Source organism: Ruminococcus sp. AF37-20, assembly GCF_003460465.1.
GTDB lineage: Bacteria > Bacillota > Clostridia > Oscillospirales > Ruminococcaceae > Hominimerdicola > Hominimerdicola aceti.
Genome location: NZ_QTVE01000009.1, coordinates 15,583 through 39,853 on the forward strand (window position 1 = coordinate 15,583; position 24,271 = coordinate 39,853).

Annotated in this window: 22 protein-coding genes and 1 tRNA gene; 16 read left to right on the forward strand and 7 right to left on the reverse strand. The window is 43.4% G+C overall.

All coding sequences use genetic code 11. From position 1 onward, the window contains the following. Nucleotides 1–56 precede the first annotated feature (56 nt). Nucleotides 57–221 carry a DUF1540 domain-containing protein gene (locus DW015_RS07315; protein WP_117856355.1) on the reverse strand — a complete coding sequence of 55 codons (165 nt, stop codon included), beginning with the start codon at nucleotides 219–221 and terminating at the stop codon, nucleotides 57–59. Nucleotides 222–317: 96 nt separating this feature from the next. Here DW015_RS07315 and DW015_RS07320 point away from each other — a divergent pair, with 96 nt between their 5' ends. From DW015_RS07320 to pfkB, 10 genes are all read left to right on the forward strand, one after another. Continuing rightward, complete coding sequence (locus DW015_RS07320; protein WP_117905176.1) at nucleotides 318–1,028, forward strand: metallophosphoesterase; 711 nt, start codon at nucleotides 318–320, stop codon at nucleotides 1,026–1,028. A 72-nt stretch (nucleotides 1,029–1,100) separates the two neighbouring features. Next, entirely contained in the window at nucleotides 1,101–2,381 is a 1,281-nt protein-coding gene (tig, locus tag DW015_RS07325; protein WP_117856357.1) for a trigger factor, read from the forward strand. 63 nt (nucleotides 2,382–2,444) lie between these two features. Beyond that, nucleotides 2,445–3,035, forward strand: coding sequence for an ATP-dependent Clp endopeptidase proteolytic subunit ClpP (clpP, locus tag DW015_RS07330; RefSeq protein ID WP_022286703.1), 591 nt, complete (start codon nucleotides 2,445–2,447; stop codon nucleotides 3,033–3,035). A 14-nt stretch (nucleotides 3,036–3,049) separates the two neighbouring features. Next, nucleotides 3,050–4,315, forward strand: a complete 1,266-nt coding sequence (gene clpX / locus DW015_RS07335) for an ATP-dependent Clp protease ATP-binding subunit ClpX (protein WP_117905177.1) — start codon at nucleotides 3,050–3,052, stop codon at nucleotides 4,313–4,315. Between the two features lie 402 nt (nucleotides 4,316–4,717). Next, nucleotides 4,718–5,008, forward strand: coding sequence for a hypothetical protein (locus DW015_RS07340; RefSeq protein WP_117856359.1), 291 nt, complete (start codon nucleotides 4,718–4,720; stop codon nucleotides 5,006–5,008). Nucleotides 5,009–5,031: 23 nt separating this feature from the next. Further along, nucleotides 5,032–6,294: a replication-associated recombination protein A gene (locus DW015_RS07345; protein WP_181979873.1), complete on the forward strand. Its 1,263-nt coding sequence runs from the start codon at nucleotides 5,032–5,034 to the stop codon at nucleotides 6,292–6,294. Between the two features lie 216 nt (nucleotides 6,295–6,510). Next, the gene (gene glyA / locus DW015_RS07350) at nucleotides 6,511–7,758 is read left to right on the forward strand and encodes a serine hydroxymethyltransferase (RefSeq protein WP_117905178.1); all 1,248 of its coding nucleotides are present in this window, start codon (nucleotides 6,511–6,513) and stop codon (nucleotides 7,756–7,758) included. Nucleotides 7,759–7,913: 155 nt separating this feature from the next. Beyond that, entirely contained in the window at nucleotides 7,914–8,849 is a 936-nt protein-coding gene (metA, locus tag DW015_RS07355) for a homoserine O-succinyltransferase (RefSeq protein WP_117905179.1), read from the forward strand. Then, nucleotides 8,846–9,526, forward strand: a complete 681-nt coding sequence (locus DW015_RS07360; protein WP_117891738.1) for a YoaK family protein — start codon at nucleotides 8,846–8,848, stop codon at nucleotides 9,524–9,526. Before metA ends, DW015_RS07360 begins: the two co-directional genes overlap by 4 nt. A gap of 66 nt (nucleotides 9,527–9,592) precedes the next feature. Then, the gene (pfkB, locus tag DW015_RS07365) at nucleotides 9,593–10,492 is read left to right on the forward strand and encodes a 1-phosphofructokinase (RefSeq protein WP_117905180.1); all 900 of its coding nucleotides are present in this window, start codon (nucleotides 9,593–9,595) and stop codon (nucleotides 10,490–10,492) included. Between the two features lie 192 nt (nucleotides 10,493–10,684). Here pfkB and DW015_RS07370 read toward each other — a convergent pair whose 3' ends face one another. Then, complete coding sequence (locus DW015_RS07370; protein ID WP_117905181.1) at nucleotides 10,685–11,605, reverse strand: S1 RNA-binding domain-containing protein; 921 nt, start codon at nucleotides 11,603–11,605, stop codon at nucleotides 10,685–10,687. A 425-nt stretch (nucleotides 11,606–12,030) separates the two neighbouring features. On the opposite strand from DW015_RS07370, the gene DW015_RS07375 reads away from it, so the two are divergent. Together DW015_RS07375 and DW015_RS07380 are read left to right on the forward strand one after the other, a co-directional pair. Beyond that, complete coding sequence (locus DW015_RS07375; protein ID WP_242993241.1) at nucleotides 12,031–12,909, forward strand: fibronectin type III domain-containing protein; 879 nt, start codon at nucleotides 12,031–12,033, stop codon at nucleotides 12,907–12,909. A gap of 120 nt (nucleotides 12,910–13,029) precedes the next feature. Then, nucleotides 13,030–13,812 carry an AraC family transcriptional regulator gene (locus DW015_RS07380; protein WP_117905182.1) on the forward strand — a complete coding sequence of 261 codons (783 nt, stop codon included), beginning with the start codon at nucleotides 13,030–13,032 and terminating at the stop codon, nucleotides 13,810–13,812. Between the two features lie 74 nt (nucleotides 13,813–13,886). Here the strand turns inward: DW015_RS07380 and DW015_RS07385 are convergent, their stop codons facing one another. Together DW015_RS07385 and DW015_RS07390 are read right to left on the reverse strand one after the other, a co-directional pair. Continuing rightward, on the reverse strand, nucleotides 13,887–15,425 hold the full coding sequence (locus DW015_RS07385) for an alpha-amylase family glycosyl hydrolase (RefSeq protein ID WP_046439794.1): 1,539 nt from the start codon (nucleotides 15,423–15,425) through the stop codon (nucleotides 13,887–13,889). A gap of 35 nt (nucleotides 15,426–15,460) precedes the next feature. Then, a complete protein-coding gene (locus DW015_RS07390) occupies nucleotides 15,461–16,672 on the reverse strand; it encodes an ATP-binding protein (protein ID WP_022286720.1) in 1,212 nt (403 codons plus the stop codon). Nucleotides 16,673–16,866: 194 nt separating this feature from the next. Between DW015_RS07390 and DW015_RS07395 the strand changes: the two genes are divergently transcribed. From DW015_RS07395 to DW015_RS07405, 3 genes are all read left to right on the forward strand, one after another. After that, nucleotides 16,867–17,973, forward strand: a complete 1,107-nt coding sequence (locus DW015_RS07395; protein WP_181979874.1) for an SGNH/GDSL hydrolase family protein — start codon at nucleotides 16,867–16,869, stop codon at nucleotides 17,971–17,973. A 98-nt stretch (nucleotides 17,974–18,071) separates the two neighbouring features. After that, entirely contained in the window at nucleotides 18,072–18,440 is a 369-nt protein-coding gene (locus DW015_RS07400; protein WP_117905184.1) for a zinc ribbon domain-containing protein, read from the forward strand. A 184-nt stretch (nucleotides 18,441–18,624) separates the two neighbouring features. Then, nucleotides 18,625–18,700, forward strand: a tRNA-Lys gene (locus tag DW015_RS07405). Nucleotides 18,701–18,893: 193 nt separating this feature from the next. Here DW015_RS07405 and eno read toward each other — a convergent pair. The 3 genes from eno to DW015_RS07420 form a co-directional block, all read right to left on the reverse strand. Beyond that, the gene (gene eno / locus DW015_RS07410) at nucleotides 18,894–20,189 is read right to left on the reverse strand and encodes a phosphopyruvate hydratase (protein ID WP_117905185.1); all 1,296 of its coding nucleotides are present in this window, start codon (nucleotides 20,187–20,189) and stop codon (nucleotides 18,894–18,896) included. 411 nt (nucleotides 20,190–20,600) lie between these two features. Beyond that, entirely contained in the window at nucleotides 20,601–21,308 is a 708-nt protein-coding gene (locus tag DW015_RS07415; protein WP_117905186.1) for a 2-C-methyl-D-erythritol 4-phosphate cytidylyltransferase, read from the reverse strand. 71 nt (nucleotides 21,309–21,379) lie between these two features. After that, entirely contained in the window at nucleotides 21,380–22,525 is a 1,146-nt protein-coding gene (locus DW015_RS07420) for a ribose-phosphate pyrophosphokinase (RefSeq protein WP_046439785.1), read from the reverse strand. Nucleotides 22,526–22,860: 335 nt separating this feature from the next. Between DW015_RS07420 and murD the strand changes: the two genes are divergently transcribed. Further along, the gene (gene murD / locus DW015_RS07425; protein ID WP_117856371.1) at nucleotides 22,861–24,252 is read left to right on the forward strand and encodes a UDP-N-acetylmuramoyl-L-alanine--D-glutamate ligase; all 1,392 of its coding nucleotides are present in this window, start codon (nucleotides 22,861–22,863) and stop codon (nucleotides 24,250–24,252) included. Nucleotides 24,253–24,271: the final 19 nt, after the last annotated feature.

A 24,271-nucleotide genomic window follows, 5' to 3' on the forward strand; every position in this document is an offset into this window, starting at 1 on the left:
TATTGTCGGGCGGAGGTCAGCGCACAGCGTATGTCCACTGACCACGGTAAGGGGAATTAGCCTCTTGCCTTGAATGTCTTGCACTCTGTTTCGTCACAGCAGTTAGGGTCGGTGCAGGTACAGCCTACGTTGATCTTGCCTGCGGTACATTCGCAGTTGTTGCTGTTGTAAACGCATTTGTCTACGTTGCAGTGGATACCGTAAATTCTATCCTTCTCCATTTGTACATCGCTCCTTCCGCAGCTTTTTGCTGCAAAAGTAGTATGCGCATGAGTGATTAGGATAATACATGAAGTTTCTGGAATGGAGGAAAAACCGTGAGCCTATTTGCCATTGCCGACTTGCATTTGTCGCTGGGTACAGATAAACCAATGGATATATTCGGCGGCTGGTCTGACTATGTGACAAAGCTTGAAACAAACTGGCAGAACAAAGTTCGTCCCGAGGACACCGTGGTGATACCGGGTGACATCTCGTGGGGAATGAGCCTTGAACAGTCCAGAATGGATTTTGAGTTTATAAACAAGCTTAACGGCAGAAAAATAATATCCAAGGGCAATCACGATTATTGGTGGAACACCAAGAACAAAATGGATAAATTTTTCACAGAAAACGGTTTTGATACCATAAATATCCTGCATAATAATCATTACAGCTATGAGGGCTACGGCATATGCGGAACGAGAGGCTGGATAAGCGATAACGGCGAGCCTGCGGATCAGAAGGTTCTGGCAAGGGAAGCAGGCAGACTTGCGCTCTCGATCGAGTCTGCGCAAAAGGCAGGCTTAGAGCCTGTGGTGTTTTTGCATTATCCGCCGCTTTTCGGCAATAGCTGCAATTATGATATGCTTGAAGTGCTTCATAAATACGGCATAAAAAAGTGTTTTTACGGACACCTTCACGGAAGAGCCCATGCTTATGCAATAAACGGCACTCGTGACGGAGTGGAATATCGGCTTATAGCTAGTGATTTCTTGCATTTTGACCCATTGGACATAACGAAAATTGTGCAAAGTGACAATTTATAAAAAAATGCTGGAAATGACAATATATTTGTGCTATAATGTATAAGATACATTTATATAATGGAGGAATAATAAATGAGTTTAAAAGCTACAAACAATGTTGAAACCAATAAGTACGAGCTTGAGATCGAGATCTCTGCTGAGGATTTTGAGGCTGCAATAGAGAAAGCTTATCTTAAAGCAAGAAAGAATATCGCTATGCCTGGCTTCCGTAAGGGTAAGGCTCCTAGAAAGCTTATCGAAAAGGAATACGGCGAGCAGGTATTTTTTGAGGACGCTGTAAATCTTCTGTACGCTCCTGTTGTAAACGGCGCAGTTGAAGAGTCAGGTCTGGAACTTGTTACTCGCCCGGAGGTAGAGGTAACTGAGATCAGCAAGGAAAACGGCGTAAAGCTCAAGGCAACCTGCATCACAAAGCCTGAGGTCGAAGTTAAGGACTATAAGGGTATAGAAGTTGAAAAAGTTGTCAATCCTGTAACTGATGAGGATATCAACAAGCAGCTTGACGCTCTCAGAGAGAAGAACGTTACTGTTGAAACAGTTGACGACAGAGCTGCTGAAAACGGCGATGACGTTGTTATCGACTTCGAGGGCTTCAAGGACGATGTTGCTTTCGAGGGCGGTAAGGCAGAAGATTTCACACTGTCACTTGGCAGCGGTCAGTTCATTCCCGGCTTTGAGGATCAGATCGTTGGTCACAATGCCGGTGAGGAGTTCGACATCAACGTAACATTCCCTGAGGAGTATCAGGTAAAGGAACTTGCAGGCGCACCTGCTGTATTCAAGATCAAGCTCAAGAGCATATCAAAGAAGGTTATGCCTGAGTTGGACGATGATATGGTAAAGGATTCAACAGAGTTCGATACAGTTGACGAATACAAGGCTGACGTTAAGAAGAAGCTTGAGGAAGCTAACGAGAAGCACGCTGATTCTGAGGTAGAGGCTAAGATATTCGATAAGGTCATCGAGAACATGACAGCTGAGATCCCACAGGTCATGTTTGACAACAGAGTAAACGAGATGATCAGCGAGCTGGAGCAGAGACTTGCACCACAGGGCATCTCACTTGATCTCTATATGCAGTATACAGGTCAGACTATGGACACTGTAAAGAAGGCATATGCTGAGCAGGCTGAGAAGCAGGTCAAGCTCAGACTTGCACTTGAAAAGATCGCAAAGCTTGAGAATATCGAGGTAACTGAGGACGAGCTTAAGGCTGAGTTCGATAAGCTTGCTGAGGCTTACAAGCTTGACGTTGACCAGATCAAGCAGTTTATCCATGATGACGACCTTAAGAAGGATATTGCAGTTGGCAAGGCTGTTGACCTTATCAAGGACGCAGCAGTTATAAAGTAAGATAATTTATGCTTTCGCCCGCATGACCTTATGCGGGCGAAAATAGATTAAGGAGGCAATTTTATGGCATTGGTACCTTATGTAGTGGAACAGACAAGCAGAGGCGAGAGAAGCTATGACATTTATTCCCGCCTGCTCAATGACAGAATAATCATGCTCTGCGACCAGATAGATGACGCAGTGGCAAGCGTAGTAGTGGCACAGTTGCTTTATCTTGAGGGACAGGATCCTGAAAAGGATATCGACCTATATATAAACAGCCCCGGAGGAGTTATCACTGCCGGTATGGCTATTTATGATACTATCCAGTATATCAAGTGTGACGTGTCAACTATATGCATGGGTATGGCTGCTTCAATGGGTTCATTCCTGCTTTCAAGCGGCACAAAGGGTAAGAGATTTGCTCTGCCAAACAGTGAGATACTCATTCATCAGCCTCTTATCGCAGGCGGCGGAATTTCTGGTCAGTGTACAGATATAAAGATACATTCTGACCACATGGTAAAGACCAGAGAGAAGCTCAACAGGATACTTGCCCAGAACACAGGCAAGCCTATCGAGCAGATCAACATCGACACTGAGCGTGACAATTATATGACAGCTCAGGAGGCTCTTGAATACGGTCTTATCGACAAGGTAATAACTAACAGATAGGTTCGGTGAAATAAATGGCTAATGATACAATAAGAAAATGCTCGTTCTGCGGCAAGCCTGAGGACAAGGTTAGAACACTTTTTTCAGCAGGCACGAGCCACATTTGTGACGAGTGTGTACTTTATTGCTATAATGTTCTGGCTGAGCAGGAGGGACTTCCTACAACGAAGCAGCGTGGCAAAGGTAAAAATGCAGCTGACAGCGGCATAACCCTAAAGAAGCCTGCGGAGATAAAGGCAGTTCTTGACGAGTATGTTATCGGTCAGGAGGACGCAAAGATAGCGCTTTCTGTTGCGGTGTATAATCACTATAAGAGAATTTTGTCACTGGGTGACGATGATGACGTAGAGATACAGAAAAGCAACGTTTTGCTTCTTGGACCAACAGGAACAGGAAAGACTTTGCTTGCTCAGACTTTGGCAAGGCTTCTGAACGTGCCTTTTGCTATTGCTGACGCTACCACGCTCACAGAGGCAGGCTATGTAGGCGATGATGTTGAAAACGTGCTTACAAGGCTTATTCAGGCGGCAGATTATAATGTTGAGGCGGCTCAGAACGGTATTATTTATATCGACGAGATAGATAAGATATCAAGAAAATCGGAGAACGTTTCTATCACAAGAGATGTAAGCGGTGAGGGCGTACAGCAGGCACTTCTTAAGATAGTAGAGGGCTGTGTGTCCAATGTGCCTCCACAGGGTGGCAGAAAGCACCCACATCAAGAGTTCATACAGATAGACACCAAAAACATTCTGTTTATCTGTGGCGGAGCTTTTGAGGGACTTGACAGTGTTATCAAGAAGCGTACAGAATCATCATCACTTGGTTTTGGCGGAAAGGTCAAGAGCAAAGAGGACGATAACAATGTGATGAAGAGGGTAGTGCCACACGATCTTGTTAAGTTCGGCATCGTACCGGAGCTTGTGGGCAGACTTCCTGTTATCACGGTTCTTGACGAGCTTGACGAGGACGCACTTTGCAGGATCTTGACAGAGCCAAAGAACTCGCTTATCAAGCAATACACGAAGCTTTTCAAGCTTGACAACATCGATTTTGAGATCACAGAGGACGCAAAGCGTGAGATAGCCAAGAGGACTATTGAAGAAAAGACAGGAGCAAGAGGACTTAGAGCGATAGTTGAGAAGATACTCACAAAGCTCATGTTTGAAGCGCCGTCTGATGATGAGATAGTTGGCATAAAGATAACAGCTGAATGTGTTCGTGGCGAAGCAGAGCCTGAGATAACTCGTGCGGTAAGTTCGGCCAGAAAGAAAAAATAGTACAAATCTTTGTACAGATAAATGAGAGGCGGAGTATTCTGCCTCTTTTTTTGTTGCATATCTGCATTATCCGCACATTATTTGTTTAACAAACCATGTAGGGGCTGGCGCCCTCGACAGCCCGCTTTTTGGACGTTACATCTTGTAATTTATTGCACAAACTTTGAGAAAACGCACAATTTGTGGTAGGGACGAGCATTGTTCGCTCGTTTCGGTCGCTTTCATAAATTTGTCACAATCAAAAAAATTCGACACTTCGATATCGGGACGTCTGCATTTTGTTGTTTACGATACGAGGTCATGAAGCTAATGGGCGACACTCCCCACTTTGACCGCATTTTCCCTTGAATTATGCGGAAATATGTGCTATACTAAAGAAAATACACTATAGGGGGTATCCATATGAATGAACTTATCCAACAGTTTATTACTGATGAAGTCACTGCTCTCACTTACTCCGACCTTTGGAACTTCGTCAACTCCAACTCCATTTGCCGTGGTACTTTCGAGGGCAATAATCACATGATAATGAAAATCTCCTCTAATCAATTTATTATTTATCGCATTTGCCTTGGTATGGAAAACACCAAATATCAGGAAGCTGTTCTTGTTGCAAAAACCTACCTGCTTAAAAAGATAAACAGCATGGCTTATCAGCTTCATTTAGAGGATATTCAGAACATTTTAGACTAATTGCTTTTTAAGGAGATCATAAAATGAGCGTGCCATTGGCTGAACGAATTAGACCAAAGACCCTTGATGATATTGTGGGACAGACCCACCTGTTAGGCGAAAATAAACCTCTCAGGCGTATTATCGAAAGCGGTAAAATACCGAATATGATTTTTTATGGTCCGTCAGGTGTTGGCAAGACCACGGTCGCAAGAATGATAGCAAATAATGCTAATATGACTATGCATAAGCTTAACGGCACAAGTGCTTCTATTGCGGACATCAAACAGATAGTTGCTGAAACTGAGACACTCAGCGGAATTAATGGTATTTTGCTTTATCTTGACGAGATACAGTATCTTAACAAAAAACAACAGCAATCGCTTCTTGAATACATTGAAAACGGCAAGATAACTCTTATCGCTTCTACCACTGAAAATCCGTATTTTTATGTGTACAATGCTATAATCAGCCGTTCAACTGTGTTTGAGTTCAAGCCGTTGACTTCGGAGGAGATCTTGCCTGCAATAAAGCGTGCTTTTCAGCTTATGGCTGATGAGTTGGGGCTGAACCTGCGTCTTGAAAATGGTGTGTTGGAGCATATTGCAAGGGGCTGCGGCGGTGATGTGAGAAAGTCAATAAATACAGTTGAGCTTTGCATACTTTCGGCAGATAATGACGGTGAAAAGCTCACCGTGAATCTTGATAATGTGAAGCTTCTTACTCAGCGCAGCAATATGCGCTATGACCGTGCAGGGGACGAGCATTATGATATTCTGTCGGCTTTGCAGAAGTCCATAAGAGGTTCTGACGAGAACGCCGCACTTCATTATGCCGCACGGCTTATGGAAGCTGGGGATATTATTTCTCTGTGCAGACGGCTGCTTGTTATCGCAAGCGAGGATATTGGACTTGCGTATCCAATGGCGGCGGTGGTGACGAAATCCTGCGTTGATTCCGCACTGCAGCTGGGACTGCCTGAAGCAAGGATACCATTGGCGGAAGCTGTGGTTCTTCTTGCCACTGCACCAAAATCAAATTCTGCTGAATCAGCAATAGACGCAGCTTTGGCAGATGTTAGAAACGGTGATTTCGGAGATTATCCACGGCATTTGCAGAACAAGCATTTTGACGGCGAGGGTGCTATGATTAAAGGACAGCACTATCTTTATCCCCATGACTATCCGAACCATTGGGTAAAACAGCAGTATCTGCCTGATAAGCTTGTGGGGAGGACTTATTATCAGTATGGTGAGAATAAGACGGAGCAAATGGCGAAAGCCTATTGGGATAAGATAAAAAAGTGAGAAATGGAAAAAACGAAAAGAGCGAAGCAATTTTGCGGCAGTAAAACCTATTCTCCACAAAAATTAATCGCCGCAGGCGATACCTTAATTCCTCACTCCTCATTCCTCACTCCTCATTCCTCAATCAAAAAAAATTTTCGTTGACATCAAAAGAAAAATACGTTATAATAAAAGAGAACGGAATGTCCGTAAAATTTTATGATGGGAGTAATTTCGATGAAAATAATGGATACTATCGGCTTTGTTGAAAATGTCGATAAAGAAGTCGGCGAAGCAATGGAAGCCGAGCTGGCAAGACAGAGAAGAAATCTTGAGCTTATCGCAAGCGAAAATATCGTTTCACCTGCCGTTATGGCTGCAATGGGTTCTGTGCTTACTAATAAGTATGCTGAGGGATATTCTGGCAAGAGGTATTATGGCGGCTGTCAGTGCGTTGACGTTGTGGAGGATATAGCTGTTGAAAGAGCCTGCAAGCTTTTCGGTGCTAAGTATGCTAACGTTCAGCCACATTCCGGCGCTCAGGCTAACACTGCTGTTTATTTTGCTCTTCTTAAGCCGGGCGACACTGTTATGGGTATGAGCCTTGACGCTGGCGGACACCTTACACACGGCTCACCTGTAAATCTTTCAGGTAAGTATTTCAATTTTGTTCCTTACGGCGTAAATGACGAGGGTTATATCGACTACGAGGCTCTTTACAAGCAGGCTAACAAGTGCAGACCAAGACTTATTGTTGCAGGTGCAAGCGCTTATCCAAGAGCTATCAATTTTGAGAAGCTTTCTGAGATAGCAAAGGCTGTTGGTGCATATCTTATGGTAGATATGGCGCATATTGCAGGACTTGTTGCCGCAGGCTGCCACCAGTCACCGGTACCATATGCTGACGTTGTTACAACAACAACACATAAGACTCTGAGAGGCCCAAGAGGAGGACTTATCCTCACAAACAACGAGTATATAGCAAAGAAGATAAATTCTGCTATTTTCCCGGGCACACAGGGCGGCCCTCTTATGCACGTTATCGCTGCAAAGGCAGTTTGCTTTGGTGAGGCTCTCAAGCCTGAGTTCAAGGCATACGGCGAGCAGATCGTAAAGAATGCACAGGCTCTTGCAAAGGGACTTCTTGACAGAGGATTCAATCTCGTATCAGGCGGTACAGACAATCACCTTATGCTTGTTGACCTCAGACCATTCCACATCACAGGCAAAGAGTTTGAGAAGAAGCTTGACGAGGTTTACATCACTGTAAACAAAAATGCTATCCCTAACGACCCTGAGAAGCCATTTGTAACCAGCGGTGTAAGAGTTGGTACAGCGGCAGTTACCACAAGGGGACTTGTTGAGGAGGACATGGACGTTATTGCTGAGTGTATGTATCTCACAGCAACAGACTTTGACAATAAGGCTGACGAGATCAGAGAAAAGGTAAACGCTATCTGCAAGAAATATCCACTTTACGAATAATTGTACGGATCAAATACTGTTGATACACAAAGGGAGCGGCTTAGGTCGCTCCCTTTTTCTCAATAATATATGAATAAATCTCTCTTTTGGTTGATTTTTAACAGAGATCGTGTTATAATAATCTTTTAGAGTATAATTAAAAGGTGGGATATACTTTGCCAATTAAAATACCAAATGACCTTCCTGCGTTCCAAACGTTGGAAAAGGAGAATATATTCGTTATTCCCGATGACAGGGCCGCTCATCAGGACATTCGTGCCTTGAAGATCGCTATTGTCAATCTCATGCCTGACAAAATTGCGACAGAAACGCAGCTTCTGCGTCTTTTGAGCAACACACCTCTTCATGTTGACATCGACCTTATTCAGATGAGCAGTCATATGTCAAAGAACACATCTATCGAGCATATGCTTGCTTTCTACAAGAATTTTGACGAGGTGTGCGATAATCGATATGACGGTCTTATAATCACCGGTGCGCCTGTTGAGCAAATGGAGTATGAAGACGTTGATTACTGGGACGAGCTTTGCAGAGTTTTTGAATGGTCAAAGACCAATGTTTTCTCTACTATCCATATATGTTGGGGCGCTCAGGCCGGACTTTATTATCATTACGGCGTTCCAAAATATCCTTTGAAAGAGAAGATGTTTGGCAATTTCAAGCACCATATCGACTATCCCGAAAGCATTATTCTTAAAGGCTTTGGAGATGTTTTCCATTGTCCGCACTCACGTCATACTGAGGTGCGTCGTGCAGATATTGAAAAGGTGGACGACCTTATAGTGGTGGCAGTGTCAAACGAGGCGGGAGTGCATCTTGTTTCAGATAAGACGCAAAGACAGTTTTTCCTGTTCGGTCACTGGGAATATGATCGTGAGACCCTTGCAAAAGAGTATTTCAGAGATAAGGAAAAGGGGTTGCCTATACAGGTACCATATAGCTATTTTCCTGACGATGATCCGAAAAACAAGCCTATTTTCAATTGGAGCTGTTCGGCTAATCTGCTTTATTCAAACTGGCTCAACTACTGCATTTATCAGAAAACGCCATATGATCTTAATGAGCTTGAGCCACTGGGGGCTGCGCAATGAAGAACGGCAGACATATAGCTGAATTTTACGGCGTTGGAGTAATGCTCGCAATAGTGGGCGGCTATCTTGACGCTTATACCTACATCAGCCGTGACCATGTTTTTGCAAATGCACAGACAGGTAACATGGTGTTGTTGGCTATCAATATCAAAGAGGGAAGCTGGCTGAAGGTCTTTCTTTATCTCATGCCTATACTGTCCTTTATGCTTGGCGTGCTGATAGTGGAAGCTGTGAAGCTGAAATTCAATGAACACCCGAGGATACATTGGCATAGGATCATAATCGGAGTGGAGCTTGTGGTGCTGACTATTGTGGGATTTATCCCTGCCGGTACGCTTAACACATTGGCGAATATCCTGGTTTCTTTTACCTGTGCAATGCAGGTGGAGGGTTTTAGGAAAATGGACGGAAAGCCTTTCGCTACCACGATGTGTACTGGCAATCTTAGAAGCGGAACGGATAATCTGTTTCAGTATTTGAAAACTAAGGATAAGCAAAAGCTTAGCAATGCAATGCAGTATTACGGCATAATCCTTTGCTTTATCGGCGGAGCGGCAGTGGGTGCATTTGTCACAGAATTGCTTGAAACTAAAGCGGTGTTTGTTGCTTTGACAGGACTTGTTGTCGCACTCTGCATTTTAAGAAGCGACGACGATAAATTAGCGGAAGGTAAGTGACGATCACCCACAAGCTTCAGGACAAGAAATATCTCACAAAAGCATATATCAAGGAGGTAATGTGAAATGGTATATACTGTAACATTCAATCCTGCTATCGACTATGTTGTCCATACAGGGGAAATGAAGCTTGGGTCTACCAACCGCTCAGATAGGGAAGAGATGTATTTCGGCGGCAAGGGCATAAATGTGTCTGTAGTTCTTAGAGAGCTGGACATTCAGTCAAAGGCACTTGGCTTCACTGCAGGCTTCACAGGTGAAGCTATCGAGAACGGACTGGCGGAAATGGGAATTGATACAGATTTTGTTCATCTCAAAAACGGTAATTCCCGTATAAATGTGAAAATAAAATCCGCTGAGGAAACGGAGCTGAATGGTCAGGGACCTGATATAGATGACGAGGCTGTGAATAAGCTTTTTGCAAAGCTTGATAAGCTTCAGGACTGCGACACGCTTATCCTTGCAGGAAGCATACCTGCCTCACTGCCGTCAAATATCTATGAGAAGATACTGGAAAGGCTCGCACACAAGAACATCAGAACAGTTGTGGACGCAACAAAAGATCTGCTTCTCAACGTGCTTAAATATAAACCTTTCCTTATCAAGCCTAACAACCACGAGCTTGGCGAGATGTTCGGAGTGACACTCACTAATGATGAGGAGATAGAAAAATACGCACGTAAGCTAAAAAAAATGGGCGCTGTGAACGTGCTTATCTCAATGGCAGGGGACGGCGCAATGCTTATTGACGAAAACGGTGAAATACATCGCTGCGGAGTATGTAATGGTAAGGTGAAAAATTCCGTTGGTGCAGGCGATTCAATGGTGGCAGGCTTTACCGCCGGTATATTACAGGGCGATTATGAATATGCTCTTAAACTTGGCACAGCCGCCGGCGGTGCGACCGCTTTTTCTGACGGGCTTGCTCAAAAAGAAAAGATCGCAGAGCTTCTTGAAACTCTCTGAAAAAATATAGGGAGAAATATTATGAGAATAGTTGACCTGTTGAAAAAAGGGTATTCCTCTTAATGATTCTAACAAGTCAAAAGGCATTGGCTTCAATTGGAAGCCAATGCCTTTTTTATTTCTTGCTTTGCTGTGAAAACAAGTACAAATTATAGTACAAATAAATTACAAGTACAAAAATATGTACGATTATCACACAAATTCAGAGCATATATTTTTGTAACATTCATTGGTGGAATAGACCCATTTTGTGAGCCTGCCGCTTGTGATGAAATAGTTTATCTTTGAGGGAAAAACGCTGTTTTCAAATACGTCTACGATAATGAGCTTTACTTTCATTTTTTCGGGGATAAGAGCCTTTATGTAAACGCTTGCCGCCTGCCCCACACGCACATTTTCTCTTGGTTCTGCAAGCCCTGCAAGATTAGGAGCAAGCTCTATAAAAATACCGTATGATTCAATGGAGCGTACTATCCCGCCTACGGTTTCTCCTGTTGAGAACAATGCTGCATTTTCTTCCCATGTGCCTAAAAGTTCTTTGTGAGAAAGGCATATCCTGTCCTCGTCACAGCTTTTTACCACAGCATATATGTCCTGACCGTTGAAAAATCTGTCGTTGGGGTGGGTGATGCGTGAGACGGATATGGCGTCTATTGGTATAAGTGACGGAAGACCGCAGCCTATGTCAACAAAGCACCCGAAAGGCTCAAGGTGTGTTACCTTTGCCGGTATAACGTCCCCTGATGTGAGAGTGCTTATATATCGCTCAATGCACTCTTCTTGTGCAAGACGCCTTGACAGCCTGCATATGACCTCGCCCTTTTCGTGAACAATATCAGTCACCTTGAAGCATACCGTTTTGTTTACCCTGGAAAGTAACGCTATGTCCTTTGTTTTGCCTTCTTGTATTCCGATTGCTCCCTCTGATCTTGGGATTATTCCTTTGCCAAAGGGAAGCTCTACTATAATGTTGTGTTCGCTGTCGCAAAGCACAGCATGACCCTCAAGTATCAACCCCTGAGCCATTGCCTCAGCCATTGTTCGTTCGCTTTGAAGATAATATCGGTTTTCAGGGCTGTTGAAGATCTTGCCCTCAGGTAAATATTTTTTCATTATTTTGCCTCTTTCCCCACAGATTTTTTTCAAAACAGCAGGATCTCTGTGGTTGATCCATTGATTTTGTTCATATTCTGCACATATTTTCTTTGTGATAATTGTGCGTGAACTCTTGCTGATACAGTAAATTAATATTCAATGTGCTGAAATATTAGTACAATTTTTATATTCTTTGCTTCAAATTATAAACAAAAATCAAAAAAACTATAAAAAAGCTTGACAAATGCAATTGGACGTGTTACAATAGTGTAGTAATTTGTAATCAGTTTGTAACTTTCTTAACCGTTATCGTTACAGATTGATACATAATTTTAATCGACCGTAATAAAATTAAATAGCGGCACAGACATGACCGCCGCTAATTAAAAGAAAGGGTGTGAATTGGCAATACAGCGTGTATGCGTTGTAAAGCCGTATTATTAATGGATCATTCAGCAAGTTTTATTTCAGCAAAGAATAAGTCACTGAAAGTGATAGTTATGTTCATTGCAGCACTTATGACATTTTTGGTAATGACAGAGGGATTTAGTGCCGATGCCGCTGCGGCAAAGCTTTCGACTCCTAAGATGACCGCTCAGATCAACTATGGAAGTGACTTCACTCATCCGTATAACAAGCAGACAAACACTATCAAGGTGCATTGGAGCAAGGTAAGCGGTGCTTCAGGCTACGAGCTGTACATCAAGGGCGGCAAATATAAGAGCTGGAAGAAATACAAGACAGTCAAGAATACGAACTGCACTGTTACAGGTCTTCAGAGAACGACTTCCTATCAGTTCAGAGTAAAGGCTGTAAATGGCTCTGCCGCTTCTGCTTACTCAAAGACACAGACAATAAAGACAGCAAGAATGGACTTCAACAAGGCAGGCTGGGAAGCAATGTGCCGTATAGTTTATCATGAGGTCGGCAAGATGTCAGGCTCAGAGTGGGATAAGCCAATCGTTTATGTTGCAGATTGTGTTGCAAACCAGTATGTTGCCGCAAAGTACACAAGGAATGCAATGTGGAGATCCTACTATGCAAGATATAACAATATTCAGGATATTATTTATAGAAGCGGTGGATTTATGTCATCTTCACAGCTCTCAAGGGACGGAGCAAATTATTCAAACGTTTCCAGAAGAGTAAAGCAGGCTGTTTTTGGTGCAGTATATGGCAAAACTCACCTTAATGGTATTGCTAATGACTATAATGTTTACTTCTGGTGCAACAGAAGCTACAAAACAAACAGCAGCAAGATAGCCTATTCATTTAAAATTCCTTGGGGTTATTTCAATGTTTGGAGAACCTATTGGGGATAATTGTAATACTATTATAGAATTATGTGAAAGAAGAGCAGAACAAAGCGTCTGCTCTTTTTTCGTTGACAAGAATGCGGCGGTGTGGTAAAATAAAGTTGATAAAAGCAGGGAGGGATCAGAATGCTTGTGGGTGCGGTCGGCTATAATTATCGCCATAGAAAAGATTTTATTATGGATTGCCCTCACGGGGTGGGCTGTCCCCTTATATTGCTCATAAAAGAACCGTCGGTGTTCGTTATAAATGGTATCGAGCAAAGGGCAGAGAAAAATTCTTTTATCCTGCTTTCACCGGATACCCCTGTGAAATACCATGCCGCAGAAGAGTTTTATACCGATGATTGGCTGTATTTCAATTATGAGCAGGGCGATAAGGAAAAATTTGAAAGGCTTGATGTTCCAAAAGATGCACTGGTGTATCTTGGAAATATTGATGAGCTTAGTCAGATAATACGTTCGGTAGCATATGAGTATCAGCTCATGAAAGAGGGGCATGAGGAAGTAACACGGTGCTATATGGAGATCTTTTTGTTAAAGCTTGCAAGACAGCTAAAGTGTACAGACAAGAAGTCCTGTATCATTACTGACAGGAACAGCCGCTTTATGCAGCTTAGAGCGTACATATACGCAATGCCTGAGGACATCGCAGACGTAGGCAGCATGGCATGGGATATGGGTATAAGCAGATCAAGCTTTCAGCATATGTATAAGAAAATGTTTGGAGTGAGCGTCATGACAGACGTTATAAGCGCACGAATGGAAAGAGCCAGTCAGCTTCTTGCAACGACAAATCTCAGCGTAAGGGAAGTGGCTGAGAGGTGCGGTTATACTAATGAATATGGTTTTATGAAGCGGTTTAAAATGCACTTTGGAAAAACTCCAACGGAGTTTCGGAGTATGCTCTGACAACGGCGGATAAACTTTTATACGGCATAACAAAAGAGGTCAAGGAATGTGTCCCTGACCTCTTTTATGTTATTTTATTCTTCAACAAATACAGCGGCCGAGCCTTTAATAATGAGCTTTCCGTTTTCAAGGCTTGCGCCATGACCTACTGTATAAATTATCTTGCCATTGACGTTTTTGATCTCTGTCGTTTCGTCTTTTGGATTTATGACCGCCAGTATGCTCTGTCCTTCGCCCTTACGTCTGTATACCAGAGGATATCCGCTTGACAAAAACTCTATCTCGCCCCTGCTTTGCAGTGCAGGATTTTTCTGCCTGAAGCTTATAAGCCCTTTGACTTCGCTTCTAAGTGATGTGCTGTCCTTGGATTGGCTTTCAGCGTCAGGTCTGTCCTTACTGCTGTCCAGCGGTACATAGAGCATTTCAGCCTTAGCTGATGAGAAGCCTGCATTAAGCCCCTTGTTCCACTGCATAGGCGAACGTGAGCCGGTTCTGCCATAGCCACCCTCAACTGATGTCAGATTCTCCACATATCTCATGCCTATTTCGTCACCATAGTAAATAAACGGTGCGCCCGGCATTGTGAGCAGGAAAGCAAATGCAACACGCATTTCGTCTGTATCAAGGGTTCTTGCAAGTCTGTCCATATCATGGTTGCCTGACGGGATACAGATAAGACCCTTGCCGTCTGTCTTGGCATAATTGGTTTTGTATGCTTCAACAAATTCTTTAGCCGTACCCTTGCCACGCTTTGAGAAATAAGGCTCTTCACAGCGGAAAAGGTCATTATAATGTGACGGACCAAAGTGCAGCAGAAAGTCCATATGGAAGCCACCAATTATTGACTTGTCAGGTTCTCCCCACTCTGATACCATAGCGGCATATGGGAACTCCTTATCAAGAAATTCTCTTACGTTTTGCCAAAGTGCGATAGTGCCTTTGCCGTTCTCGTCATTCTTTACAAGAGAGCCTGCCATATCTACTCTGAATCCGTCTGCACCGGCACTGAGCCAAAAGCGCATTATATCCTTGAGTGCCTCAAGTGTGGCTCTCGGACCCTCGTCATTCATAGACTGCTGCCACTTTTTATCAGGATCAGGCTTATAATAGCCGTAGTTAAGTGCAGGCTGATGTGAGAAGAAATTCACGGCACATGAGCCGTCCCTGTCGGAGATACCACGGATACTAGCCATGCCGTCAGGCTCTACCCATATGCTGTCTGTCCACACATAGCGGTCTGTGAACTCGTTCCTCTCGGCTTTCATTGATTCCTTAAACCACTTGTGAGTAACGGCAGTGTGACCAGGTACAAGGTCGAGGAGGACGTGCATACCACGCTTATGAGCTTCATTAAAAAGCTCCACCAAGTCCTCGTTAGTGCCATAACGTGGAGCGACTGTGTAATAGTCCTCAACGTCATAGCCTGCGTCGCCAAAAGGTGATTTGAAGCATGGGTTTATCCAAATAGCGTTACACCCCAGCTCGCAGATATAGTCAAGCTTTTCTGTAATACCCTTGATGTCACCGATACCATCTGAGTTTGTGTCATTGAACGATTGCGGATAGATCTCGTAGAAAACTGCGTTGTCAAGCCACTGTGGCTGCTTTGTCATGATAATACCTCCTGAATATCGTCATAATATATTTATTAGTCTTCCATGCCCTTCATGTATTCCACGAACTGCTTTGCAACTCTCGGTGAACGTCCTGCTCTCGAAAGCGCATAAGCCTCAGCTTTTTGAAGCACCTCGTCGATAGGTGTTTTAAGCTCGTATTGCTTTGCAAGCTTCTCAACTACGTCAAGGTAAATCTTCTTGTCAGGCTTCTGATATGTGACAGTAAGTCCGAAACGGTCTGACAGTGAAAGAAGCTCCTGCATGGTGTCTTTGAAGTGTATCTCGTCACCCTCTCGTGAGGAGAACGTTTCGTGTACAAGATGTCTTCTGTTTGAGGTAGCATAAATGCAGAGATTGTCCGCAGTTGATGAAACGCTGCCCTCGAGGATAGCTTTCAGTGCCGCAAAATCATCATCGTCCTCTGTGAATGAAAGGTCGTCTATGAAGATGATGAACTTCAATGGATTTTTGCTTACCGTTTCTACAATGGCTGGTATCTCATGGAGCTGTTTCTTTTTAAGCTCGATAAGCCTAAGACCCTTGCAGGCATATTCGTTTGCTATGGCCTTGACAGTTGAGGACTTGCCTGTACCGCAGTCACCATAAAGCAGAACGTTGTTGGCAGGCTTGCCTTTCAAAAGCGCAAGAGTGTTGTTGATGACCTCCTGACGCTCACGTTCGTAATTGTGCAGGTCGGAAAGCTTTATATCGTCAGGATACTCCACCGGAACTATCTTTCCGTCTTTTATGACAAATACATGATACTGTGAGTAAATGCCGTATCCGTACTGTCCGATAGCGTGTATACGGTCGGCATATATCTGCGAGAAGTCAAGCTTTTGTGTAGCATATCTCGGCAGAAAGCCGTCATAGTCTATCTTTGAGATTATCTCGTCACTTGGTATCTGTGAAAGCTCCTCGATAACAGCAAGCTCGTTTGCAAGACATTCCTCCAAAAGCGCACCTGTCTCTTTGCCTTCTCCCTTTTTAAGCATAAAAAGGTTTTCATTTTCAAGAACCAGCTTGAGCATATATTCTGTAAGATTATCCGAATATGCAAAAAGCTCAGCCACAAAATCTGAATATTTTTCTATAGCCATGTCGCTGTCAGATTCGCATACAGCAAGTGTTTCAAGTAGCTTTTCAAAGACAGGAACTTCATGTAAGCTCTTGAATATTACTAATGTGTGCGCCTGACGGCAGAGTGCCTTAAAATCGTGCATTATGAACACTTCTTTCTTCATATTGTATATTTATTCTTTATTATACAACATATCATTACTTTTCGTCAACATCTACATTGCACGATTTTAACAAAAAACATTACCGCTTTTTGTAGCTTAAAGCAAAATATTTTTGCCTGTTATGATTTACTTTTGTTTTGAAAAATGCTATAATACTATAATAGACCATTATAGAAATAAAAGGAGAAATGGATATGACGGACAAAAACGTATCTATCATGAATATCGGCAGTATGGGTTATCTTCCACAGGTATTCAAAAAGATAGAGAATGAAAAAAAGCTTAACATTGTTTATTTGGGCGGCTCGATAACAATGGGCTGTAATGCTACAAAAACTGAGTTAAGATATGTTGACCGCAGTGCAAAATGGTGGCGGACGAATTTTCCTGACGCTGAGATAAGCTACTTCAATGCTGGTATTGGTGCAACTACCTCGCAGTTTGGGGTGGCAAGAGTGCAGGAACACGTCCTTGACAAACAGCCGGACCTTGTTTTCGTTGAGTTTTCGGTAAACGACAGCAGTTCGCCCCTATTTATGGAAACATACGAGAGCCTTGTAAGACGTCTGCTGAAAGCTGAGAGCGTCAAGGCGGTTGTGCTTATAAACAATCTTTTTTACGATACAGGCACAAATGCACAGGGTATACATAACGCTATCGGTCTGCACTATGACCTGCCTATCGTCAGCGTAAGAAATTACATTTTCCCTGAGATACAGCTTGGCAACGTTTGTCTTGCAGACTACACAGCGGATATGCTCCACCCTACAGACTTAGGTCACAAGATGATAGCTGACCTTATCTGCAATCTGCTTGATACAGAATATTCATACTATAAAAAGCTCGGTGCAGAGAAGAAGCCTGCACTTCCTGAGCCATTTACAGCAAGCAGATATGAGGACGCACAGCGTTTTCAGAACTATAGCTGTTCGCCTGTTATGGAGGGCTTTGAGCCTGATACTCATGCGGCAGAGCAGTGGAGTGACCCATTCAAAGGCGGCTGGATAGCTCACAAGCAGGGAAGTTGTATTAAATTCAACGTGAGCGGCGGTATTATAATGGTGCAGTACAGAAAGACTATCAACAAGCCTGCGCCTGTTGCATATGCTGTCATAGACGGTGACAGGCAGAACAAGGTTCTTCTTGACGCAAACTTTGACGAGGATTGGGGAGACCTTTGCTGTCTTGAGGAGATATACAGCGGAGCAAAGGGAGAACATACTGTTGAGATAGTTATTGACACAGAGGGTAAAGAAAATAGCGATTTTATGCTTATTTCTGTCATTACAGCAAACAAATAGAAACGTAAACAAGTGAAAAATTTTACTCGAATCTATTGACTTTATGACATAACGATTGTATAATAAATATATATTATTAAATTAGGAGGCATTCACTAATGAACGATTTTTTCAAAATTGCTGACAAGTACCTCAAGCCGGTAACTATCGGTGCAGGTGTTGTTCTGGGTCTTGCAGTTACATATGCAGGCGGTAGCTATCTTTCAGGCATGAGCAAGCTCGCAGGCGGTTTCTACACATTCATGTATGTGCTGTTCTGGATAGCATTTGTTCTTCTTGTTATCTGCGGCATTTATGCACTCTTCAAGAAGTATGCAGGCTCTGTTCCACAGCAGAACGCTCAGCAGACATACGCACAGCCACAGGCTCAGGCCGCACCACAGGGTGAAAAGTTCTGCCCTACTTGCGGAGGTAAAGTTCCGGCTGGAAATCAGTTCTGCCCTAACTGCGGCAACAAGATAAACTGATCTTAAAGTTTTGCAGATAAAACGCCCTTGATTTTCAGGGGCGTTTTTTTGTTAGAAAACGCATAAAAGTATGCCAAATGGGGAATAAATATGTGCAGTTTAGAAAAAGTGAAAAAAATCTCGAAAACCCCTTGACAAATGGGCGGAAAATTGGTATAATAATTAAGTCGTTGCAGGACGATATGAGTTATTAGCTCAGTTGGCAGAGCATTTGACTTTTAATCAAAGGGTCCGGGGTTCGAATCCCCGATAGCTCACCACTAGGGAAATATCCTTAGTCAAGATCACGCCTTACTTTGTTAGGGCGTGATTTTTTTTATGTCTGATGCTACTTACAGATGATGATAAGCGGGCGACCTCAGATTGCCCCTACACTGCATTTATCCAACAAAAAAAGCAGCCCCTGTGGACTGCTTTTTCTGAGCTTTCGCTTGATCCTTATATGACAAAAAACTATCTGACTACGTTAAATGCGCCCATTTGTGGATAAACTGCGCTTTCGCCAAGTTCTTCCTCAATTCTGAGAAGCTGATTGTATTTTGCGACACGCTCACTTCTGCTTGGTGCGCCTGTTTTTATCTGGCAGGTGTTAAGAGCAACTGCAAGGTCAGCGATAGTTGTGTCTGCTGTTTCACCTGAACGGTGTGAAGAAATCGCAGTGTAGCCTGCCTTATGAGCCATTTTGATAGCCTCAAGTGTTTCAGAAACTGAGCCTATCTGATTGAGCTTGATAAGGATAGAGTTGCCGCAGCCAAGGCTGATGCCCTTTGCAAGTCTTTCTGTATTTGTTACGAACAGGTCGTCGCCAACGAGCTGCACCTTGCTGCCAAGTTCCTTAGTGAGAAGCTGCCAGCCCTCCCAATCTTCTTCGTCGAGAGCGTCCTCGATAGAGATGATAGGGTACTTTTCAACAAGTTTCTTCCAGTGTTCGATAAGCTCAGCAGAAGTGAACTTTGTGCCGGCCTTTGGAAGAACGTACTCGCCCTTCTTTGAGCCTTTCCACTCGCTTGAAGCAGCGTCCATTGCTATCATGAAGTCCTTACCCGGCTCATAACCTGCGTTCTTAACAGCTTCGAGTATATACTGGATAGCCTCCTCGTCGCTTGCAAGGTCAGGAGCGAAGCCACCCTCGTCGCCTACAGAAGTAGCAAGTCCCTTTGATTTAAGCAGGGCAGCCAGAGCGTGGAAAACCTCAGCGCACCAGCGGAGTGCTTCCTTAAAGCTTGGAGCGCCAACAGGCATTATCATAAATTCCTGAACGTCAACAGTGTTTGCAGCATGAGCGCCACCGTTAAGAATGTTCATCATAGGAACAGGAAGTCTGTTTCCTGAAATGCCGCCGAGAAATCTGTAGAGAGGAATATCAAGAGAGATAGAAGCCGCTCTTGCAGCAGCGATAGAAACAGCGAGGATAGCATTTGCACCAAGCTTTGACTTATCCTTAGTGCCGTCAGCCTTTATCATAGCCTTATCAACGGCATAGATGTCAGAAGCGTCAAGTCCGCAGACTGCGTCATTGATAGCAGTGTTGATGTTCTCAACTGCTTTTGTAACGCCCTTTCCGCCATATCTGCCCTTATCGCCGTCACGAAGCTCAAGGGCTTCAAACTCGCCTGTTGACGCACCGCTTGGTGCAGTGCCTCTGCCCACTGTTCCGTCTGCGAGATATACCTCAGCTTCAACAGTTGGGTTTCCTCTGGAATCCAGAATTTCACGTCCGATTACTTTTACGATCTCAAGATAGTTCATAATATAAGCTCCTTTTTAATATTATGCAGACTACCCGAACGCACCACCATTCGGGCTGATGACATTTCGCTCTTGTCATCATAGAGAAGTCTGCATGATCTATTCTCACTAGGTTAGTAACTACTAACCACATTTATTTTACCACGCGCGAAGCCGCATGTCAATCTTAGTTAGGCACATCTAACATATTTCATAGGTATGCACAAAAGGTGTACTGCCTACAGGCGTGGCTATTGTCTTTTTGAACAACAGATAAGCTTTGCTAAACTTTTCGTTTGTTATTATTGACAAGCTTTGTGAGAATATTCGTTTTGGGCGTGATCTTATTTATGCTGAAAACCGCACAAAGCATGGTAGGGTAGAAAAAAAGCGGTGCAGAGATCGTTCTCCAACACCGCCTTGATCTATTTCTCACTTTTCACTTGACTCTGCCAGTGCATTCGCCATTCTCAGATCGCTGTCTGTGGTTATCTTGAAATTCATTGCGTCCCCGACAACAAGGTATATATCCTCATTGCAAGATGTAAAAACAGAACAAGTATCCGTCAGCTTTTTGTTTTGCTCCTCGCTAAGCGAATAATAATTCTTCCTCAGCTCCGAAAGTTTGAAAGTTTGCGGAGTTTGCGCCTGATAAAGCTCGCTTCTGTTAAGCGTTTCCCTGACCTTTTCGCCGTCAGATCTTATTATGGTATCAACCGCAGGCATATAAGTTCCGCAGGCTGAATGTTCCCTCATCGCCTCGATATTGTCCTTTATTATCTTCTCCGTCACAAATGGTCTTACAGCGTCATGGGTGAGTATTATGTCCCCCTCATTCTCACCATGTTCAGCGACTATTGCCTCAGCTATGTTCATTACAGTGCCGTTTCTGTCAGCTCCGCCGTCTATGACTCTTATACGCTCTTTGTCTATCCCGAAGCGTTCAAAAAGCTCGTTAGTGTATTCGTGCCAGTCAGGTTTTATGCCCACATAAACCATGTCTATGCTGTCTACCGCAAGAAACGCTCTCACTGTTCTGACGATAACAGGCACTCCGCCTATCTCTATAAACTGCTTTGGTATAACCGCACTTTTTACTCTGGAACCGCAGCCTCCTGCAACTATCCCTGCAAATATCATTTTATCTTCTCCTCATATAAAAAAAGTTCGGGACAGCCGTCCGCCCCGAACTTTATCGTTGTGTATTGAATTTACTTTATTCCGTATTTTTTCAGCAGAGCTTCGATCTTTGTGTGTGGGTCGATGACCTGTGAAATTGACTTGTCATGATTGAGCGATGCAATGAAGTAAGCAATGTACTTAGAGCAGTCTACCTCATAGAACCATGGGCTTGAAAGCAGCTCAGGAGTTCTGTATGTGAGGTTTGTGCCGAATACACCGTCGATGATGCCGTCAGCATAAGCCTTGTTGAATGCTTCAAGACCGTTAGTGAAAATTGGATAAGTAGCATAGCAGTAGATCTTGTTAGCTTTACGCTTTTTAAGCTCTACAGCGATATCCAGCATAGACTCGCCTGATGAGATGATGTCGTCAGCGATGAAAACGTCCTTGCCGGCAACGTCATTACCCATATACTCGTGAGCAACGATAGGGTTTCTGCCGTCGATGATAGTTGAATAATCTCTTCTCTTATAGAACATACCAAGGTTTACGCCCAGAACGGAAGCATAGTACATATTTCTGTTGATAGCGCCCTCGTCAGGGGATATTATCATGAAGTGATCCTTGTCAGGTCTGAAATCTGAAAGGTTTTTAAACATTGCCTTGAGAACCTGATAGGAAGGGATTATGTTGTCAAGACCCATGAGCGGAACAGCATTCTGTACTCTTGGGTCGTGAGCGTCAAAAGTAAGGATATTTGAAACGCCCATAGACTGAAGCTCCTGAAGAGCAACTGCACAGTCAAGAGATTCTCTGTAGTTTCTTCTGTGCTGTCTGCCGCCGTAAAGGGAAGGCATGATGATGTTTATTCTGTGAGCCTTACCGCCTGCAGCCTGAATTATTCTTTTAAGATCCTGATAATGATCGTCAGGCGACATACTGTTTTCCCTGCCGAAATAGTTGTATGTGCAGCTATAGTTTCCTACGTCGCAGAGAATGAAAAGATCGTCGCCTCTGATAGATGACTTGATAAGACCCTTGCCGTCGCCGGAAGAAAATCTTGGACAAACAGCCTCAACAAGGAAAGTATCCTTAACAAATTCGTTTTCGTTAGCCCATTTTGTAAGATAACCGTCTACCTTCTTGCCAAGCTCGGAAGCGCCTGCCATAGCGATAAGACCAAGCGGTGCAACTCTTGAGTCATTGTCGAACAATACATTGTCAGCATTACCCATTATTATCATATCCTCCAATACTAATTGTTGTCTGACCTCAGGTCAGTACGAAACATACCAATATACATATATTATACTTTATAAATCCCGATTTTACAATAGTTTTTTCGCAAATAATAAATTTTTCTCACTTTTCACAAAAAACACACTGTTACTGCGGCACATTTAGACACAAAAATCAAGTAAACGTTTCCTAACCGCACGACAGGTAAACTTTTTTTGCATATATAAAAAAGTCCTTGCGTTTTTGGATAAAATGATATATAATAAAATAGAATAGGTATGTGTGCAGTATATTGCACACAACTGACAGAATTATTAAAGGAGTTAATGACATGACAAAAGCACAAAGATATTTCATGGAAATAAAGGATAAGAGAGTAGCGTTCATAGGAACGGGCGTAAGCCATCTGGAGCTTATAAAGCTTTTTCTCTCGAAGGGCATAAGATGCGTTGTCTGCGACAAAAAGACAGAGGACGAATTTGATGAGCTTATCTATGAGGAGCTTTCCGCAAAGGGCTGTGAGTTCTCATTGGGCGAGCATTATCTTGATATCATCTTCAATTGCGATATAGTTTTCAGAACACCCGGTATGTACTATAATGATGAAACTATCACAAAGGCAAGAAAAGCAGGTGTTGCCATTACATCAGAAATGGAAACTTTCTTTGACCTCTGCCCATGCAAGATATACGGCGTAACAGGTTCAGACGGAAAGACTACTACTACCACACTTATCAGCGAAATGCTCAAAGCCGAGGGCAAGCGTGTCCATATCGGTGGAAATATCGGCAAGGCTCTTCTGCCTATAGTTGAAACAATGTCCGACAGTGACGTTGCAGTAGTTGAGCTTTCAAGCTTCCAGCTTATCTCAATGAGACAGTCGCCAAACGTTGCCGCAATCACAAACATCACTCCAAACCACCTGAACGTTCATGGAACAATGGAGGAGTATATCGGTGCAAAGGCCAACCTTATCGCTCATCAGAACGGCTATTCAAGAACTGTCCTCAACGAAGATAACGAGGAAACAATAAAGCTTGCAGATATGGTAAGAGGAAAACTCGTTACTTTCTCCCTTAAGCACCCTGTTCAGACAGGCGCATATCTTAATGACGACGGTATGCTTTGCTACACGGAAAAGGGCAGAACTACAGAGATAGTACACAAGGACGATATAAGGATACCCGGTATCCACAACGTTGCGAACTATCTCACAGCTATCGCCGCAGTATGGGGCGAGGTATCTATCCAGAGCATAGTTCAGGTAGCAAAGAACTTCGGTGGCGTTGAGCATAGAATTGAATTTGTAAGAGAGATAGACGGTGTTAAGTGGTATAACGATTCTATCGCAACAAGCCCTACAAGAGTCATCGCAGGACTTAATTCATTTAATCAGAAGCTTATTGTTATCGCAGGCGGCTATGACAAGAAGATACCTTTCGAGCCTCTTGCAGAGCCTGTGAACAAGAATGTAAAAATACTCATTCTTCTTGGTGCAACAGCCGATAAGATAGAAAAGGCTGTTACAGAAAGCCCGCTCTATCCTGAAAGCGGTCTTAAGATAGTAAGAGTAAAGACACTTGAAGAAGCTGTTCTTACAGCACAGAAAATGGCTGAAAAGGGCGATGTTGTCACACTTTCACCAGCCTGTGCAAGCTTTGACCTCTATCCTAACTTTGAGGCAAGAGGCAGACATTTCAAGCGACTTGTGAACGAACTCTAATTTTATAAAAAGCAGGGAT